This window comes from Arthrobacter sp. 05L44, from assembly GCF_056397605.1.
On sequence record NZ_JBFTNS010000001.1, the window covers coordinates 85,686 to 103,053 of the forward strand.

Sequence of the window (17,368 nt, forward strand, 5' to 3'; positions counted from 1 at the left end):
GCGCAAGGCCCCGGCGAGGGCCGCAGCGGGAACTACTGGGTGCGCTTGTCGAAGAAGTCGCGGGCTTCATCGGTCCGCGCGTCATGGTTCCGCGCGTCGGCGGGTGCAGGTGCCGGAGCCGGTGCGGCGGCCGGGCGGCCAATACCGTCGGTGCCAGCGCGACGGTCACCGTCCACGTCGTCAGCGTCGTACCCGTCGACGTCGTCGGATCCGCCGGCCACTGGACGATCCGGCGCGCCGGACCTGACCGAGGTGTAGGCAAAGCCACGGAACACCAGTCCCGCAAGGGCGGCGCCGACCAACGGGGCCACCCAGAAGAGCCACAGCTGGCCCAGGGCATCGGGGCTGCTGAAGAGTGCGGACGCGGTGGCGCGGGCCGGGTTGAACGGGGCGTTGCCGATGCTCTGGCCCAATTGCAGGAGAACGGCCATGCTGAGGCCGACGGCGAACGGTGCGGCGGCCCGGGCCGGGTTGCGGCGGGCGGTGGTCCCCAGGTACACGGCTACCAGCAGGGCGGCGCCGAGCACCTCAACTAACAGCACGCCCGCCATGGGCGCCTGGATGACGGAGTGCGCGTCGTAGCCTGCCGTGACGGTATCGAAGGCGGTCCGCGTGCCTTCCAGCTTCGGGACTGTCCGCAGTACGCCGAAGAGGGTCAGCGCCCCCAGCAGGGCACCCACCAGCTGCGCCCCGAGGTATGCGGCAGCCTCCACCAGACCGATCCGGCCCGCGATCGCGTTCCCGACCGTGACCGTCGGGTTGAAGTGGCCGCCGGACAGGTAGCCGAAGGCCAGCATGGACGCGGTCAGGGCCAGCCCCGCTGCGAGCGACGCAGACATGGGGTTGTACTGCGGCACCGCGAATAACGGCACACCGAGGCCCACCACCACAACGAACAGGGTTCCCAGGGCTTCGGCGGAGAGCCTGGCGAGGAGGCGGGGCTGGACGTCCCCGGCGGCCCCGGACGGCTGCCCGGCTTCCGGCGCGGGGTTGGATGCGGCGCCCGGTGCTGAGCCTGCTGGGACGGGGTTCGTCATGGTCTGGGGTTCCTTCGGTTGGGGTCCGGTGCCGCGAGCAGTCTGCCAGCGCAGTCTGGAAGTTAACTGGGTCCGAGCTTAGCGGCCGAGCGCCAGGGCGGCGACGGTGCAGGCCGCCAGGCCGATCACGGCAGCCGCGGCGTTCCGCAGCAGGGGCGCCGGTGGAGCCCCCGGGCCGCGCCGCAACTCCCGCCCGCGCATCAGCACGCATCCGGCCAGGACCACGGTGGCCGCCATGGCCATCAGGACGCTGAGCCCCTGGGCGTCGACGGCGGCAGAGGCGCCGGAGGCTCCGGCGCGCAACCAGCCGCGCCAGATCAGCAAATCGACGACGACGAGGGCCAGCAAGGTGCGCCGCCAGGCCAGCGAGGTGCGCTCGGGCTGGAGCCCGGGGTCCCGGTGCACCGCAGGAGTCACCGTGCCACCAGGAGCAGCCCGGCAAGGACAAAGGCCGCGGCGGCCACGCCCACCGTCATGACCAGCAGCACGCCGGAGAACGGCAGTTCACGGTTGTTCCGCATGGCCGCCTCCATCCGGCCCCACCGGTGGTAGGACAGGACCGCCAGCCCCGCGCCGATCAGCGCCAGGATCACACACAGGGAGATGCGGACGGGACCCGGCGCAATGTTGGGGGCAAGCTGGTCGATGGCCAGGGCGCCGGCAATCAGCGCCAGCGAAGTCCTGATCCAGGCCAGGAAGGTCCGTTCGTTGGCCAGCGAAAACCTGTAGTCCGGGGTGCTGCCCGTCTTCCGCCACGCTGGTTCGCGCATGATTCTCCCTGTCAGTTTCAGCGGCACCAGGACGAATTCGGCGCCAACAGCACCCTACCGGGGCCGGGCGGCCGATCCCGGCGGGTCCCCCGGCCGGGGTAAATTTGAAGGCATGAGCATCGATCCCGGCAGTGCCTCCGCGGCGGCGTCCCCGCCGTCCCACAACTCCCGTATCCACGGCTGCCTGCTCGGCGGCGCCCTGGGCGATTCGCTGGGCTACGCGGTGGAATTCGCCACCATCGATGCGATCCGTGCCGAATACGGCCCCGCGGGCCTGCGGGACTTCGCCGACCTCCACACCGGCAGCCATTTCTCGGACGACACGCAGATGACCCTCTATACCGCCGACGGCCTGCTGGAGGCGCTGGAGTGGGCCAACGACGGTGTTGCCGCGGACACCAACGCCTGCATCTGGCTGGCCTACCTGCGCTGGCTCGGGACGCAGGGCGTGGCAGTGCCGGAGTCCGCGCCTTTCCAGCCGCCGCGCTGGATCGACAGCCACGAGGTCCTGCGGCACCGCCGGGCGCCCGGCAACGCCTGCCTCAGCGGCCTCGCCACCGGCGAAATGGGAACCGTGTACCGGCCGGTCAACCCGGATTCGAAGGGCTGCGGGACAGTGATGCGCTCGGCGCCGTTCGGGCTACTCCCCTTCGTCGAGGCCGACGCTGTCTACAAACTCAGCGCGGACGCGGCCACCCTGACACACGGGCACCCGTCGGCCCGGCAGAGCGCCGGGGTGTTCAGCCTGCTGATCCACGCACTGATTGGCGGCCGAAGCCTGCAAGAGGCCGCGGGTTTCGCGCTGGCGCACCTGCAGGAAGGCAGGCTGCCGAAGGGCGAGGAACCCGATCCCGCGCTCGTTGAGCGGCTCACGGCATCCCTCTGCCTCGCCGCGGCCGCCGGCGGCGGGAGCGTCCTGGCGGCCGAGGAACTGGTGCAGGAACTGGGCGAAGGCTGGGTGGCCGAGGAGGCACTCGCCGTCGCGCTCTACGCGGTGCTGGCGACCGAACCATCGTCGACGGCGGACTCGGCAGGCCCGGCCGGGCACTTCCGCGCGGCCATTGCGGTGGCCGTCAACCACAGCGGGGACAGCGACTCAACCGCCTCCATCGCAGGCAACATCCTGGGCGCGCACTACGGCATCGACTGCCTGCCGGCGGATTGGCTCGCCGCCCTCGAGGCGCCGGAGGTTATCCGGGGTATGGCCGAACGGCTGGCGGCGGTTACGGGCGCCTGAGCGAGATGTTGTTGCAGGCTTCGCAGACGTCCTCCGGGATGAGTCCGCGGCGCTGCAGCAATCCGAAGACCGCGCAGCCGAGGCAGAAACCGGCGAAGGCCTCAAGGGAGGCAGCGGCGATCAGCGCTGCGAGCAGGATCCAGGCAGCGGGCGCCAGGCCGGCGGCGAAGAGGATAGCCGCCGTCGTCGACAGCGCCGCCCCGATCCCCTGCGCAAAGCGCTTCGGCGGCCCGGGGACCAGCCGCTTTTTGCCCAGCAGCGGTGTCAGGACCTTGACTGAAAGGACGCCGAACGGCGAGATCCGCGGACCGAACAACACCCGGAGCCAGAACCCGATGGCGATCACCGCCAGTCCCCAGCCCGACCCCGTCACAAGCGTCGCGAGTGAAAGCAGCACCACCAGCGCCGCCGTGATCCGTGCGGAGTACTCGTTGACCGGGTTGGGGAACGCGAAAACCTTGCCCCAATCGATGCCGCCCGGTGCGTCGGCCGCGGGTGCCTGGTCCGCCCGGACAGGTGGCTGGATGAGTTTGCTCATCATTCAAGGCTAGGAGCGGGCCATGGCCGGGCGAAATGTTTATTGCGTCGTATGACCTGGGCGCAGCCGCCCGAACGCCTCAGGGCGCGTAGTGTCCGCCGACCATCTGGAGGAACTCGCCCTCGGAAAGAACTTCGATCCGTTGGCCGCGGTCGTGCAGTTCCAGGACGCGGCGCGCCTTGCCCGTCAGGCGGCCTGAGCGAAGGTCAGCCGCGACGAAGCCGTCCCCCACCACCAGGACAGTTGTGCGGGCCGTGACCCGGCTTTCCGGCCGCGCACCCAGCTCGGCGGAACGCAGCTTGGCCTCGGGCCGCGGAATGGCGAGTTCGCCGGTGAACACCACGGTCTGGCCGAAAAGGGGGTGGCCCGGTTCTGCCCCGGCGTTCGGCACGGGGTTGGCACCCTCCTCCGGCCAACCAGGCCGGAACGCCCGCGCGGCCGACGCCGCGCCTGCCCCGGCAGCCAGCGCTTCGAGCGCGGACCTCGTCGCCTTGGACAACGGGTCGGTCCGGGGGTCGAACGCGGGCTGGCGGGATACCATCAGCCCCAGTGAGAGGTACAGTTCGGCGATGCTGGCGGCGCCGTTGCGGGCCGCGATATCGATCAGGATGCCGGCGCAGGCCCGGGCGTCCTCGGCCGCGTCGTGGTGGTTGACCAGCGGGACACCGGCCTCCTCCGCGGCGTAGGGCAGCGAGTTGGACACCAGGGAGTAGCAGCGCCGGGAAAGCATCACCGTGCAGACGAAGTCGTAGGCGGGCCCGGGCAGCCCGGAGACTTCCAGGCCGGAACGGATCACACCGAGGTCGAAGGCGGCGTTGTGGGCGGCGATCACGTCACCGCCAATGAAGGCGCCGATCTCGGGAAACAGGTCACCGAAGCGGGGCAGCCCGGCCACCTGCTCGGGCCGGATGCCGTGGATACGGACGTTGTTGTGGTCAAAGGCGTCATGGTTCGCCGGCGGCCGCATCAGCCACGACGCTTCCTCGACGACGACGCCGCCACGGACCTTGGTGAGGCCGACGGCGCACGGCGAGCCGCGGAAGCCGTTCGCGGTCTCGAAGTCGATCGCCGTAAAGTCCAAACCCACGGTCCAACTTTAGCGCCGGATCCGGCCCTACCCGGTCAAGTACCCTAGATAGGTGAACCCAAATACCCTGCACTTCGCCGTGACCACCCTCGGAGGCGCCGGACCGGTCCAGCCGCAGATGGCCTCGTTCCTGCCCGACTGGTTGAACCCCCAGATCTTCCTCGCCGACCCGGCCCTCGCACCGTGGGTAGTGGTGCTGGTCTGCGGGATCATCTTCGCCGAAACCGGGTTGCTGGTCGGTTTCTTCCTGCCGGGCGACTCCATGCTGTTCACCGCCGGGCTGCTGGTCGCCACTGACACGATCAAGTTCAACATCTGGGCCCTTGCGGCGCTGATCATCGTCTCCGCGATCATCGGCAACCAGACCGGCTACCTCATCGGGTCCAAGGCCGGCCCGGCGATCTTCAACAAGCCTGACTCCAAGCTGTTCAAACGCGAAAACGTCGAAAGCGCGCACGCCTTCTTCGAGAAGCACGGCGGCAAGGCGCTCATCCTGGCCCGCTTCGTCCCCATCATCCGGACCTTTGTCCCGGTGATTGTCGGCGTGGCGCAGATGAGCAAGCGGAAATTCTTCATCTTCAACGTCATCGGCGCCGTGCTCTGGGGCGGCGGCGTCACGCTGCTGGGCTTCCTGCTCGGCGACACGGTGCCGTGGGTCCGGAACAACCTGGACATCATCTTCATCGTGATCGTGCTGCTCTCCGTCATCCCGATCGGCATCGAGGTCATCCGCGGCCTCATCGCCAAGCGCCAGGCCGAGAAGTACGGCACCGGCGTGGTCGAGGAATTCATCGAGGAGCACGAGCCCGAAGACGAGCGCAAGACGCCCTAGCCCTAACCCTGCAGTGACCAGCGGCCACGCCAGCCCGGCTACCTGCCCGCCAGCGCCTCGACGATGGCCGGCAGCAGCGCCCGGAAGGCGTGGCCGCGGTGGCTTATGGCGTTTTTCTCCTCCGCGCTGAGTTCGGCGCAGCTGCGGTCCAGGCCGCTCGGCTGCAGCACCGGGTCGTAGCCAAAGCCCCCGGCCCCGCGCGGCTCCCGCAGCAGCGTGCCTTCGAGCTGGCCGTACTCCACCACTTCTCGCGCACCCCCGGACGACCCCTCCGGTACGGCCAGGGCCGCTGCGCAGACAAACGCCGCGCCGCGGTGCCCGTCCGGGACGTCGGAAAGCTGGTTCAGCAGCAGCTGGAGGTTGGCGGCGTCGTCCCCGTGCCGCCCGGCCCAGCGCGCCGAGAAGATGCCCGGCGCCCCGCCCAGGACGTCCACGGCCAGGCCGGAGTCGTCGGCGATGGCGACCAAGCCCGTGGCTTCCGCCACGGCCCGGGCCTTGAGCAGCGAGTTCTCCGCGAAGGTCACACCGGTTTCGGCGACGTCGGGGGCACCGACGGCGCCCGCGTCCACCACCTGCGTGTCGACGTCGATTCCCGGCAGCTGCCCGCGCAGCAGCTCCCGCAGTTCCCGCAGCTTGCCCTGGTTGTGGGTCGCCAGCACCAGGACCGGAGTGGCCGGGGACTCGGGGACAGCGCCGCTCACGGAGCCTCGGCCAGGGTTTCGCGCTGGATCGCGGCGAGCTGCTCGGTGCCCAGCAGGGCCAGGTCCAGCAGCTTGTTGAGTTCGTCGCGGTCGAACGGCGCTCCCTCGGCGGTGCCCTGGACCTCGACGAACTTGCCCGAACCGGTCACCACAACGTTCATGTCCGTCTCGGCGCGGACGTCTTCGACGTAGGGCAGGTCCAGCATCGGAACGCCGTCGATGATCCCGACCGAAACAGCGGCGATGGTGTCCACCAGCGGCTGGGCGTTGCGGGCGATCAGCTTGTTTTCCCGCGCGAACCGGATCGCCTCGGCAAGGGCGACGTAGGCGCCGGTGATGGCAGCCGTCCGGGTGCCGCCGTCGGCCTGCAGGACATCGCAGTCCAGCACGATCGTGTTTTCGCCCAGGGCCTTGGTGTCGATGATCGAACGCAGCGAACGGCCGATCAGCCGGGAGATCTCGTGGGTACGGCCGCCAATCTTGCCCTTGACGGACTCGCGGGCGGAGCGGGTGTTGGTGGCCCGCGGCAGCATGGCGTATTCGGCGGTGACCCAGCCGCGGCCTTCACCCTTCAGCCAGCGCGGCACGCCCTCGGTCAGCGACGCCGTGCACAGCACCCGGGTGTTGCCGAACTCGATCAGGGCCGAGCCCTCGGCCTGCTTGGACCAGCCGCGGGTGATGCTGATCGGGCGGAGCTGGTCGGGGGTGCGGCCATCGGCGCGGATGACGGGGGTGGTGAGCGCTTCGGAAGTCATGCCCTCCAGCATATCGACTCGGCGCCGGCCCTCCGCCCGGCGGTGTGCTCAGACGGTGTAGTGCACGCCCGCGACGGCGACGGCCACGTGCTGGCCGAAGACCGCTTTGGCCTCGGCGGTGACGGTGGTCTGGGAAGTCCAGACGGGGATGTGCGTGAGCAGGAGCCGCCGCGCCCCGGCGGCCACGGCCGCCTCGCCGGCACGTTTGCCGGTCAGGTGCACGTCCTTGATGTCGTCGTCGCGGCCTTCCTCGAACGCGGCTTCGCACAGGAACAGGTCAGCGTCCCGGGCCGCGTCCTCGAGCCCGGCGCAGGAGTCCGTGTCGCCCGAGTACCCCAGCACCCGGGTCACCGGAGTGCCGTCCTTGTCCGGTTCCGTGACCTCCACCCGCAGGGCGTAGGCCTCCTCCACGGGATGGTTCACCGCGAAGGGGGTGACCGTGAACGGGCCCACCGTCACCGGCTTGCGCTCGGACCAGTTGCTGAAGTCGAATTCCTCGTGCATCCCCGGGTCCAGGTCCAGGCCATAGGCGGTGGCCATCCGGTCGGCCGTGGCGGCGGGACCCCAGACCGGGATCCGGCCGCGTCCCCAGCCGCCCGGCTTCCAGCGGACGGCAACGTGGAGCCCGCACAGGTCCATGCAGTGGTCCGGGTGCAGGTGGGTCAGGAAGATCGCGTCGATATCCTCGAGGTCGGTGTAGCGCTGGATCGCTCCCAGCGCGCCGCTGCCGAGGTCGAGCACGATCTTCCAGCTCCGCTCGCCGTCGTGCGCGGTCAGCAGGTAGCACGACGCCGGTGAGCCGGGCCCCGGGAAAGATCCGGTACAGCCCACGATGGTCAGTTTCACCGGCCGGACCTCCGCAGGTCCGCCAGCTGCGGGGCATCGGCGGAAACAAAGTTGGAGATCCGTGGCCGGTCGGCGCCCGCCTGGGCGGCGGCGATCATTTCCGGCGTGATCCGGGCCAGGCTGCCGGTGGGGTACTGAGCGGCGACGTGGTCCACGTGCCGGACGCTGAGGACCTCGGGGCCGAGGAACCTGCGCGCGAGGTGCTCGAACTGGGCGGCATCACCTGTGGCGATGAAGTTGTGCTCCGGGGCGGTGGTTCCGGTCCGTTCAAGTCCGCGCGAGGCGAGGGCCCGGTAGACGTCCTTCGCCGTTTCCTCGGCGCTGGAGACGAGGGTGACGTCCTCGCCCAGGACGAAGGAGATCACCCCGGTCAGCAGCGGGTAGTGGGTGCAGCCGAGGACCACGGTGTCCACGCCGGCCGCCGTGAGCGGGGCCAGGTATTCACGGGCGACGGCGAGCAGCTCGGGGCCGGTGGTGATCCCTGCCTCGACGTACGGGACGAAGGCCGGGCAGGCGGCGGAGGTGATTTCCAGGTCCGGCGCGGCGGCGAAGGTGTCCTCGTAGGCGCGGGAGCCGACGGTCGCGGAGGTGCCGATGACGCCGACCCTGCCGTTGCGGGTGGCGGCGACGGCGCGGCGCACGGCCGGCTGGATCACCTCGATGACGGGGATGCCGTACCGCGCGGTGTACCGTTCCCGGGCGTCGCGGAGCACAGCAGCGGACGCGGAGTTGCAGGCGATGGTGAGCAGCTTGACGCCGGAATCGACCAGTTCGTCCATGACCCCCAACGCGTTGGCGCGCACCTCGGCGATGGGCAACGGGCCGTACGGGCCGTTGGCGGTGTCGCCGACGTAGAGGATGGACTCATTGGGCAGCTGGTCAATGATGGACCGCGCCACGGTAAGGCCGCCGACGCCGGAGTCGAAAACGCCGATGGGGCGCTCCCCCGGCAGGGATTTCCCGGCGCTGCCCGCTGCGGTCTGCGCCGCAGCGCCCGCCGCCTGATCCGTGCTCGATGCTGAAGTCATGATTATTCGAGGATAGGGCTTCGCTACAAGTGCGGCCATCACATTGTGTCCAGCAACTCGTGTCTGATAGGTCACACCCCGCACCGCGCAGGGGTACCGGCCGCGGCTACGCCTCGAGCGAGGCCAGCATCGCCTGGACCAGGGATTCCTGCAGCCAGGTGGTGAAGTTGTAAACCAGTGCCAGGTAGCTCTCCACGTCCTCGGCCTGCGACCAGTCCTGCATCCGGTGGACGTGCTCGGCGTCGGCGTCGTCGCGGATATCGAGGCGCTCGGCAAGCACCAGCCGGACATCGTTCAGGGCCGTGGACCAGTGCCGTGCGTCGGCCCCGGTCAGCACCAGTTCGTCTTTGTCCAGGCCCAGGGCGGCAGCCTTCAGGGCACCGATCTTGGCCTCCCGCAGGGAACGCTCGGTGTAGCGGCGGAACTCCAGGGAGGCCTGGTCGTCGTCCTTGGTGACGTTGGGCAGGAGGCGGCGGAGAGCCCGGTCGGAGGGCTCGCGGGCCTCCGTGTCCAGCCCGACCAGGGCCGCGAGCGGATCCTGGTTGGCCCGTTCCTCCGGTTCCAGCATGGAGATGACGTCGTCAAAGAGGCTGCGCAGCAGGTCGCGTTCGGCCGGCTCGAGGTAACCGGTGATGCCCTTGAGCCCGTACTTGAATGCCTTAGCCACGTTTTCCTTTGCCCTTGCCTGATCCGGTGCCCCCGCCGTGCCCGGCCGCCTTCTCCACGGTGGCCCACAGGCCGTAGCCGTGCATGGCCACCGCGTGCTGTTCGACTTGTTCCTTGCTGCCGTGCGCCACGATGGAGCGGCCCTTCTTGTGGACCTCCAGCATGAGTTTGTTGGCCTTGGCCTCGGAGTAGCCGAAATAGCTGCGGAAGACATAGCTCACATAGCTCATCAGGTTTACCGGATCATTCCAGATCACGAGGTTCCAAGGGATGTCCGGAGCGGTCAGGACGTCTGTCGACGTCGCTGTTCCGGTCTGGGTGCTCTCCTTGGTGTCAGGGCCGAGCGCAACGCTGAGGGTCATCTGTCCATTCTATGGGGACCATACTGGTGGGCCCACACCGGCGAGGGCCCCGCGGCGAAGCGGAGCGAGACGAGGGAGCCGGTGGGTGGGCCCACACCGGCTAGGGCCCCACGGCGAAGCGGAGCGAGACGAGGGAGCCGGTGGGTGGGCCCACACCGGCTAGGGCCCCACGGCGAAGCGGAGCGAGACGAGGGAGCCGGTGGGTGGGCCCACACCGGCGAGGGCCCCGCGGCGAAGCGGAGCGAGACGAGGGAGCCGGTGGGGACTAGAGTAATTTTGTGAGTACCTCAGCTGGCTGGGACCATCCCCGCACGTCTCTGTACACCGACCACTACGAGCTGACCATGCTGCAGGCCGCACTGCATTCGGGAGCCGCGCACCGCAAGTCCGTGTTCGAGGCGTTTGCCCGGCGGCTGCCGGACGGCCGGCGCTACGGCATTGTGGCCGGCACCGGACGGCTGCTGGAGGGGATCGCCGGATTCCGCTTCGGCGATGCCGAGATCGACTACCTGCGCCGCACCAAGGTGGTCAACGAGGAAACCCTCGAGTACCTGGCAAACTTCTCCTTTTCCGGCGACATCTGGGGCTACGCGGAAGGTGAGGCCTACTTCCCCAACTCCCCCATCCTGATCGTCGAGTCCACCTTCGCCGAGGCCTGCATCCTCGAGACGTACATCCTCTCGATCCTCAACCATGACAGCGCGATCGCGTCGGCAGCCTCCCGCATGATCACGGCCGCGGGATCCCGCCCCTGCGTCGAGATGGGCTCCCGGCGGACCCAGGAGGAGTCCGCCGTCGCGGCCGCCCGCGCGGCAGTGATCGCCGGCTTTGACAGCACCTCCAACCTCGAGGCCGGGCGGCGCTACGGGATCAAGACGGTGGGCACCGCAGCGCACTCCTTCACCCTGCTGCACGACACCGAACGCGAGGCGTTTGAAGCCCAGCTTGCCTCGATGGGCGCCGGGACGGCGCTGCTGGTGGATACGTACGACGTCGAAACCGCGGTCCGTACCGCCGTCGAACTCGCAGGCGACAAACTCGGCGCTGTCCGGCTGGACTCCGGCGACCTCGTGGCGCAGGCCCAGTGGGTCCGGCAGCTGCTTGACGGGCTCGGCAACGAAAACACCAGGATCATCGTCACCTCGGACCTCGACGAGTTCGCCATCGCCGCGCTCCAGTCCGCCCCCGTGGACTCCTACGGCGTCGGCACCTCGCTGGTCACCGGCTCCGGTGCGCCGACGGCGAGCATGGTCTACAAGCTGGTCAGCCGCACAGACGACGACGGCACGTTTGTGCCCGTTGCGAAGGCCGCCAAGAACAAAACCAGCAAGGGCGGCCGCAAGTATGCGCTGCGCCGCCTGAACGACCGTGGCACCGCCACCCAGGAGATCGTCGGCATCGGGCACCGGCCGGACGACGACGGCAACGACCGGCAACTGCTGCAGCAGTTCATCAAGAACGGCGAGCTCCTGCCTGGCTGGACGGGCCCCGACGGGGTGGTCCGCGCCCGTCAGCGGCACGCCGACAGCATGAAGGAGCTGCCGGCCGTGGTCAACCGCCTGCAGCGCGGCGACGCCGCCATCCCCACCATCTACGAGGAGGACTGAATGTCCCGCGCCCTGATCATCGTTGACGTCCAGAACGATTTCTGCGAGGGCGGGACACTGCCGGTGGACGGCGGGGCGGCCCTGGCCGCGGAGATCAGCGAATACGTTGACGCCCACCACGGGCAGTTCGACCACGTCGTCGCCACCCAGGACTGGCACATCGAGCCGGGGGCCCATTTCTCCGAGCAGCCCGATTTCCTCGGCAGCTGGCCGCCGCATTGCGTCGCGGGCACCCGTGGCGCCGAGCTGCATCCGGACCTGGACACCGAGTACGTCGAGGCCTATTTCCGTAAGGGACAGTTCACCGCGGCCTACTCGGGCTTTGAGGGGCTCCTCGCGCCGGACGACGCCGTCCCCACCGGCGACCGCACCCCCGGCTCCCTGCCCGTGGCCGGCGCCGTTGATGCGGACACTTTCGCGGCGGATGAGGACGCCATAGGCCTGGATGACTGGCTGCAGAGCCACGATGTCGAGGAGGTGGTGGTCGTGGGGATCGCCACCGACCATTGTGTGAAGGCCACCGCCCTGGACGCCGTGCAGGCCGGCTACTCAGTCACCGTCCTTCGCGGGCTCACCGTCGGGATCGCCGATGACCTCGATGACGCGTTCGCCGAAATGGAGCTCGGCGGCGTGGACCTTAGCTGAGATCGCAGCGGCCCCGGCCGCACAGTAGACTCGGAATCCTTGCCAGTAACGTCGGACCGTAAAATCCCGGAGTACACCATGAAGAAGACCCTGACCGTCCTGATCGCTGCCGGGACCCTGCTCGGCGCAGCCGCCTGCACGGCCTCCCCGCAGCTGACCAACCAAGAAACCTGCGCCCGGGTCAAGACCGTCGTCTCCGCCCAGTCCGCCTCGTCGGACAAGGCCGGCATGAACAAGGTCGCGAACCAGCTCCGGCCCATCGAGGCGGCGGCCTCCGATGACCTGCGGGATCCGCTGCAGACCATCATCGAATACTTCGACGAAGCGGCGAAGCCGACGCCGGACACCGCCAAACTGGACACCATGAAGGCCGACTACTCGGCCGCCGGCCAGGCCTACAGCAAGGTTTGCGGCGCGGGCCAGTAGCCGGAGCCGCGGCGCCATCACCAGCGCCAACACTGCACGAAAAAGGGACCGGTCCCCCGGTCCCTTTTTCGTGCCCGCACCACCGTCCGGCTGCACAGTCCCGCCGGGGGGACCTACTTGCGGCCGATGAACCAGTCCTGGAGCTTCCGGAGCCGGGTCTGCAACTGCTCCTCGTTGGCCTGGGCCACGGCCGGGCCGCCGCACACCGTCCGCAGTTTGGTGTGGATGACCCCGTGCGGTGTCCCGGTCCGCGCGGACCAGGCCGCGACGTTCTTGGCCAGCTCGGTGCGCAGGTCCATCAGCATCCTGTGGTCCGGGAGGGCTGGTGCCTCGCGGGCCGCCTCCGGCTGCGGGGCGCGCTTGTTCTTGCGGTTGAGTTGATCGTGCTGGCGCTGGCGGAGCAGGGTGCCCACCTGCTCTGCATCGAGCAGGCCGGGGATGCCCAGGAAGTCCAGCTCGTCTTCGGAGCCCACCTCGCCGCCGGTCCCGAATTCGCCGCCGTCGAACAGCACCCGGTCAAAGGACGCCTGCGAGTCGAGGGCCTCGAATTTGCCCTTCATCAGCGTGTCCGAGGCCTTTTCCTCGCGGTTGGCCTCGTCCATCAGCGAATCTTCGGGGTTGAAGAGCCCGTCGCCGTCTTCCTTCTCGGGCCGGTCCAGTGCGTGGTCGCGCTCGGCCTCCATGGAGTTCGCCAGCGCCATCAGCTGCGGCACGGACGGCAGGAAGACCGACGCCGTTTCGCCGCGCTTGCGCGCACGCACAAAACGGCCCACGGCCTGGGCGAAGAACAGCGGTGTGGACGTCGAAGTCGCATAGACACCTACGGACAGCCGCGGCACGTCAACACCTTCGGAAACCATACGGACCGCGACCATCCAGCGCTTGTCGCCGGCGGAGAATTCCTCGATCTTGTTCGAGGCCTTGGCGTCGTCGGAGAGGATGACGGTGGGCGACTCCCCGGTGATCCGCTTCAGCTGGCCGGCGTACGCACGCGCGTCGTCGTGATCGGTGGCAATGACCAGGCCGCCGGCGTCGGGCACGGTGCGGCGCACCTCGCTGAGGCGTTTGTCCGCTCCGGCGAGGACCGCGGGGATCCATTCGCCGGCGGGGTTGAGCGCCGTCCGCCAGGCCTGGGAGGTGATGTCCTTGGTCACCGCCGACTCACCGAGCGAGGCGGCCATTTCGTCGCCGGCGCTGGTCCGCCAGCGCATCTGGCCGGAGTACGCCATAAACATCACCGGCCGGACCACGTGGTCCCGCAGGGCTTTGCCGTAGCCGTAGGTGTAATCGGCTTTGGAGCGGCGGATGCCGTCGCGGTCCTCGGTGTACTCGACAAACGGGATGGGCGACGTGTCGGAGCGGAACGGGGTACCGGTCAGGGACAGGCGCCGGGCGGCCGGGTCGAAGGCCTCGCGCAGGCCATCGCCCCAGGAGAGCGCCTCACCGCCGTGGTGGATTTCGTCGAGGATCACCAGCGTGCGCGCGGCCTCGGTTTTGGCCCGGTGCAGCATCGGCTTGCTGGCGACCTGAGCATAGGTGACGGCGACGCCGATGAAGCCGCGGCCGTGCTGGCCGTCGGCGTTTTTGAAGTTCGGGTCAATGGCGATGCCAACCTTCGCGGCGGCATCTGCCCACTGGCGTTTCAGGTGGTCCGTCGGGGCCACGATCGTCACCCGGTTAACCACACCGGCCTCGATGAGCATCGAGGCCACACGGAGGGCGAAAGTTGTCTTACCGGCACCGGGGGTAGCGACTGCCAGGAAGTCCTTGGGGCTGGCGCCGAAGTAGCTGTCCAGTGCCTCCTGCTGCCAGGCACGCAGTTTCGGGGCGGTACCCCACGCGGCCCGCTCGGGATACGCGGGCGGCAGCACGGGTCCGCCGAAGAGTGTCTCCGTCACTTAGGAGCCCTCCCGTCCGCGCACGGCAGCCGGTTCCGGAGAAACCCAAGTAAGCACAAAAACACCAATCTTTTTTCGGATGAACCGGATATCAGGACGGCAACGGAACGCCTATCCGGCCGCGGGGGGCACGCGGCAGCGGCCCGTCCCACGGCGCTGTGAAGCCGCCGCGCGGAGGCCTTCTGTCGTAGCCCTACTTCCCGGAGTCGCCGCCGTCGCCGCCCGGGCGCAGGCCTTCGTAGACCTCTTTGCACTCGGGGCAGACCGGGAACTTTTTCGGGTCCCGGCCCGGGGTCCAGACTTTACCGCAGAGCGCGATGACGGGTTCACCCGAGAGAGCGGACTCCATGATTTTTTCCTTGCGCACGTAGTGCGAGAAGCGTTCCCGGTCGCCGGGCTCGACTTCCTGGCGCAGTTCCTCGCGCTCAATGGTGGCCGTCGACGTCCCGGCTCCGGAGAGCTCACGCATCGGGTCATCGTCCAAGGCACTCTTGATGGGATCCGTCATGCTCGTCATGTCATCCATCTTAGCTTCCCCTCAGCGGTCAACGGACACTTGCGCAAGCAGTTCCGGGGCCCGGTAATCGAACCACCGGCCGCCCAGCCGCACCCCGGCAGCGAACAGCGCGAGGCCCAGGGCCGGCCCAAGGGCAAGGCAAATCCAGCCGGGGAGCGTGCTTCCTGCGGTGAACTGCAGGACCACCAGCACAACCTCCGGGCTCACCAGCAGCAGGAGGACGGCCATGCCGCCAAACTGCACCGCGAGGGTTTGCGCCACGTTGCCCGGCGGCTTCTTAAAGGGGCTGTCCCCGGGAAGTGGCACGGGCACGGTGTACCGTGCCGAGACCACCGAGGAGAGCCCCAGCCCGGTGAAGAGCACACCCAGCGCGAGGCCGAGGATCCCGGGCAGCAGGGCCCACGCGCCGGTCACAAACATCGGCAGGACACTGAACACCAGCACCACGGGCAAGGCAAACACCAGGCACGCCATAGCCCGGCCCAGCCTGTCGTGCAGTCCGCGCACTCCGGCGGAGACGTGGAGGGCAAAGGCGGTGCTGTCGTAGGAAACATCCGAGGAGATGGCCCAGGCCAGCAGGAATGCCGTCAGCGGCCCCACGAGCTGGAACATGCCGTACACCCCGGTCTGGCTGGCCTGGAACCAGAGCAGCACCGGCAGGAGCGGCACCACCACCATGGATCCGGCGTACCGGGGGTCGCGCAGCCAGTAACTGAGCGAGCGTGCCACGATAGCCCCGGTGGGGGTAGCCGGCACCAGGGCGAAGAGACCGGTCCCGGACGCTTTCTTCTTGGCGGTGCCAGCGTAGGGCGGCGTGACAAGGGCCCGCTGCAGCAGCGCCTTCCAGCACAGGGCCAGGACGGCCAGGGAGAGCACTGCGATCAGCAGCTTGAGGACGGCCGCCCCGGTGTTTCCGGCGGCGAACTCGCCGCCCACGGCCCAGGCTGCCCCGGCCGGGGTCCACGCCACGAACGCCGCGAGCTCGGCCATAAAGCCGGCGGAGCCCGCGATCCCCCGGGCGATGCCGGCCACGATCGGCCCCATCAGCACCAGCGGGATGAGGAAAGCGATCGCGCTGACATCCTTGAAGCGCCGCGAACTGGCCAGGCCGGCCGTGGCGGCGGTGACCACCTTGGAGAGCACCACGCACGTCAGCACACCGAGGACCGCACCGGCAAGGGCACCGGCGGCAGCCGGGACGCTGCGGGACCAGGTGCCTACGGTGGCCAGGGCCACCAGCGTCGTGGCCGCGCCCGGGATGCCGATCAGGCCCGCAACTGCCAGTCCGGCCAGCAATTGCGGCATTGGCACAGCGAACGTGGTGAACCTGGCCGGGTCCAGCGTCATGTCCGCCGCCGACGCCACGATGGGAATGATGCCCCAGCCCAGCACCGCGGCGGCACCGCCAAGCACCACCACCGTCTGGGCGGTCCCGGCGTCGGCCCCGCGCAGGAGCAGCAGGCCGGTGACGCCCAGCGCGACGATGCCCAGGGCGTAGAGCACCCCGATACCAAGCCCCACCAGCTGCCACGGGCTGCGCCGCAGTCCGTTGCGCAGCAGGGTGAGTTTGAGCCTTAGAAGGTGCGCAACCACTCGAGTCCCTCCGTCCGGCTGCGGCCGCCGACCAGCTGCACGAAGCGGTCCTCCAGTGATTGCCCGGCCCGCACCTCCTCGGTGGTGCCGGCGGCCAGTACCCGCCCGCCGGCCACGACGGCGACGTGGTCGCACATCCGCTGCACAAGGTCCATCACGTGGCTGGAGACGATCACCGTGCCGCCGGATGCGACATAGCGGTCCAGGATGTCACGGATGTTGGCGGCGGAAACAGGGTCCACCGATTCGAACGGCTCGTCCAGCACCAGGAGCCTCGGCGCGTGGACCAGGGCGGAGGCGAGGGCGATTTTTTTAGTCATACCGGCGGAATAGTCCACGACGAGGGTGCGCCCGTCCTGTTCCAGGTCCAGCGCGGCCAGCAGGTCCGCCACACGGGAAGCCACCACGTCCCGCGGCATACCGCGCAGCAGTCCGGCATAGGTCACCAGTTGTTCGCCGGTCAGGCGGTCAAAGAGCCGGACCCCGTCCGGAAGCACCCCCATCAGCTTCTTTGCCGCGTGCGGGTGCTGCCAGACATCCGTGCCGTGCACCAGCGCGGTACCGAAGTCCGGGCGGAGCAGGCCGGTGGCCATTGACAGTGTGGTGGTTTTCCCGGCGCCGTTGGGGCCCACAATGCCGTAGAAGGAGCCGGCCGGAACGTCGAGGCTGATGCCGTCGACGGCGATCTTCGTGCCGAAGCGTTTGGCCAGCCCGCGCAGGGCCAGCGCCGGGACGGGCGGCGTCTGGAAAGTCATGTCGTTAGACTAACCGCCGGCGCCGCCGCCGCGGGTCCTCCGGAAGTAGTACTTCGCAGGCTCATCCC

Annotated in this window: 20 protein-coding genes; 5 read left to right on the forward strand and 15 right to left on the reverse strand. The window is 69.1% G+C overall.

Going from position 1 to position 17,368, the window contains the following annotated elements; all coding sequences use genetic code 11:
* Window positions 1–32: 32 nt before the first annotated feature.
* The 3 genes from AC1DHY_RS00380 to AC1DHY_RS00390 all read right to left on the reverse strand — a co-directional run bounded on the left by AC1DHY_RS00380 (window position 33) and on the right by AC1DHY_RS00390 (window position 1,807).
* The gene (locus tag AC1DHY_RS00380; protein WP_476903000.1) at window positions 33–1,037 is read right to left on the reverse strand and encodes an MIP/aquaporin family protein; all 1,005 of its coding nucleotides are present in this window, start codon (window positions 1,035–1,037) and stop codon (window positions 33–35) included.
* A 78-nt stretch (window positions 1,038–1,115) separates the two neighbouring features.
* Window positions 1,116–1,454, reverse strand: a complete 339-nt coding sequence (locus AC1DHY_RS00385; RefSeq protein WP_476880593.1) for a DUF202 domain-containing protein — start codon at window positions 1,452–1,454, stop codon at window positions 1,116–1,118.
* The gene (locus AC1DHY_RS00390) at window positions 1,451–1,807 is read right to left on the reverse strand and encodes a YidH family protein (RefSeq protein WP_476880594.1); all 357 of its coding nucleotides are present in this window, start codon (window positions 1,805–1,807) and stop codon (window positions 1,451–1,453) included. The genes AC1DHY_RS00385 and AC1DHY_RS00390 overlap by 4 nt, the downstream gene beginning before the upstream one ends.
* Before the next feature lie 112 nt (window positions 1,808–1,919).
* Here AC1DHY_RS00390 and AC1DHY_RS00395 point away from each other — a divergent pair, with 112 nt between their 5' ends.
* Window positions 1,920–3,044, forward strand: coding sequence for an ADP-ribosylglycohydrolase family protein (locus AC1DHY_RS00395; RefSeq protein ID WP_476903001.1), 1,125 nt, complete (start codon window positions 1,920–1,922; stop codon window positions 3,042–3,044).
* Here the strand turns inward: AC1DHY_RS00395 and AC1DHY_RS00400 are convergent.
* Window positions 3,031–3,582, reverse strand: a complete 552-nt coding sequence (locus tag AC1DHY_RS00400; protein ID WP_476903002.1) for a DUF4395 domain-containing protein — start codon at window positions 3,580–3,582, stop codon at window positions 3,031–3,033. The genes AC1DHY_RS00395 and AC1DHY_RS00400 overlap by 14 nt on opposite strands.
* Before the next feature lie 79 nt (window positions 3,583–3,661).
* Window positions 3,662–4,669 carry a 3'-5' exonuclease gene (locus AC1DHY_RS00405; RefSeq protein ID WP_476880247.1) on the reverse strand — a complete coding sequence of 336 codons (1,008 nt, stop codon included), beginning with the start codon at window positions 4,667–4,669 and terminating at the stop codon, window positions 3,662–3,664.
* Window positions 4,670–4,787: 118 nt separating this feature from the next.
* On the opposite strand from AC1DHY_RS00405, the gene AC1DHY_RS00410 reads away from it, so the two are divergent.
* Complete coding sequence (locus AC1DHY_RS00410) at window positions 4,788–5,501, forward strand: VTT domain-containing protein (RefSeq protein WP_476903255.1); 714 nt, start codon at window positions 4,788–4,790, stop codon at window positions 5,499–5,501.
* 38 nt (window positions 5,502–5,539) lie between these two features.
* Here AC1DHY_RS00410 and rdgB read toward each other — a convergent pair whose 3' ends face one another.
* The 6 genes from rdgB to clpS form a co-directional block, all read right to left on the reverse strand.
* Complete coding sequence (gene rdgB / locus AC1DHY_RS00415) at window positions 5,540–6,202, reverse strand: RdgB/HAM1 family non-canonical purine NTP pyrophosphatase (protein ID WP_476880248.1); 663 nt, start codon at window positions 6,200–6,202, stop codon at window positions 5,540–5,542.
* Window positions 6,199–6,957, reverse strand: a complete 759-nt coding sequence (gene rph, locus AC1DHY_RS00420) for a ribonuclease PH (protein WP_476880249.1) — start codon at window positions 6,955–6,957, stop codon at window positions 6,199–6,201. Before rph ends, rdgB begins: the two co-directional genes overlap by 4 nt.
* A 48-nt stretch (window positions 6,958–7,005) precedes the next feature.
* A complete protein-coding gene (locus tag AC1DHY_RS00425) occupies window positions 7,006–7,803 on the reverse strand; it encodes an MBL fold metallo-hydrolase (RefSeq protein WP_476880250.1) in 798 nt (265 codons plus the stop codon).
* A complete protein-coding gene (murI, locus tag AC1DHY_RS00430; RefSeq protein WP_476880251.1) occupies window positions 7,800–8,870 on the reverse strand; it encodes a glutamate racemase in 1,071 nt (356 codons plus the stop codon). The genes AC1DHY_RS00425 and murI overlap by 4 nt, the downstream gene beginning before the upstream one ends.
* Before the next feature lie 67 nt (window positions 8,871–8,937).
* The gene (locus tag AC1DHY_RS00435; RefSeq protein WP_476903003.1) at window positions 8,938–9,498 is read right to left on the reverse strand and encodes a DUF2017 domain-containing protein; all 561 of its coding nucleotides are present in this window, start codon (window positions 9,496–9,498) and stop codon (window positions 8,938–8,940) included.
* A complete protein-coding gene (gene clpS / locus AC1DHY_RS00440) occupies window positions 9,491–9,859 on the reverse strand; it encodes an ATP-dependent Clp protease adapter ClpS (protein ID WP_476903004.1) in 369 nt (122 codons plus the stop codon). Before clpS ends, AC1DHY_RS00435 begins: the two co-directional genes overlap by 8 nt.
* Window positions 9,860–10,137: 278 nt before the next feature.
* Between clpS and AC1DHY_RS00445 the strand changes: the two genes are divergently transcribed.
* The 3 genes from AC1DHY_RS00445 to AC1DHY_RS00455 are packed head-to-tail and all read left to right on the forward strand — an operon-like array spanning window position 10,138 to window position 12,537.
* The gene (locus AC1DHY_RS00445; RefSeq protein WP_476903005.1) at window positions 10,138–11,466 is read left to right on the forward strand and encodes a nicotinate phosphoribosyltransferase; all 1,329 of its coding nucleotides are present in this window, start codon (window positions 10,138–10,140) and stop codon (window positions 11,464–11,466) included.
* Window positions 11,467–12,111 carry an isochorismatase family protein gene (locus AC1DHY_RS00450; protein ID WP_476880578.1) on the forward strand — a complete coding sequence of 215 codons (645 nt, stop codon included), beginning with the start codon at window positions 11,467–11,469 and terminating at the stop codon, window positions 12,109–12,111.
* A 39-nt stretch (window positions 12,112–12,150) separates the two neighbouring features.
* Window positions 12,151–12,537, forward strand: coding sequence for a hypothetical protein (locus AC1DHY_RS00455; protein ID WP_476903006.1), 387 nt, complete (start codon window positions 12,151–12,153; stop codon window positions 12,535–12,537).
* Between the two features lie 113 nt (window positions 12,538–12,650).
* Here AC1DHY_RS00455 and AC1DHY_RS00460 read toward each other — a convergent pair whose 3' ends face one another.
* From AC1DHY_RS00460 to AC1DHY_RS00475, 4 genes are all read right to left on the reverse strand, one after another.
* The gene (locus tag AC1DHY_RS00460; protein WP_476903007.1) at window positions 12,651–14,435 is read right to left on the reverse strand and encodes a DEAD/DEAH box helicase; all 1,785 of its coding nucleotides are present in this window, start codon (window positions 14,433–14,435) and stop codon (window positions 12,651–12,653) included.
* Between the two features lie 193 nt (window positions 14,436–14,628).
* Entirely contained in the window at window positions 14,629–14,943 is a 315-nt protein-coding gene (locus AC1DHY_RS00465) for a DUF3039 domain-containing protein (protein WP_476880576.1), read from the reverse strand.
* A 30-nt stretch (window positions 14,944–14,973) separates the two neighbouring features.
* A complete protein-coding gene (locus AC1DHY_RS00470; protein ID WP_476903008.1) occupies window positions 14,974–16,545 on the reverse strand; it encodes a transporter in 1,572 nt (523 codons plus the stop codon).
* Entirely contained in the window at window positions 16,527–17,300 is a 774-nt protein-coding gene (locus tag AC1DHY_RS00475; RefSeq protein ID WP_476879210.1) for an ABC transporter ATP-binding protein, read from the reverse strand. The genes AC1DHY_RS00470 and AC1DHY_RS00475 overlap by 19 nt, the downstream gene beginning before the upstream one ends.
* Window positions 17,301–17,368: the final 68 nt, after the last annotated feature.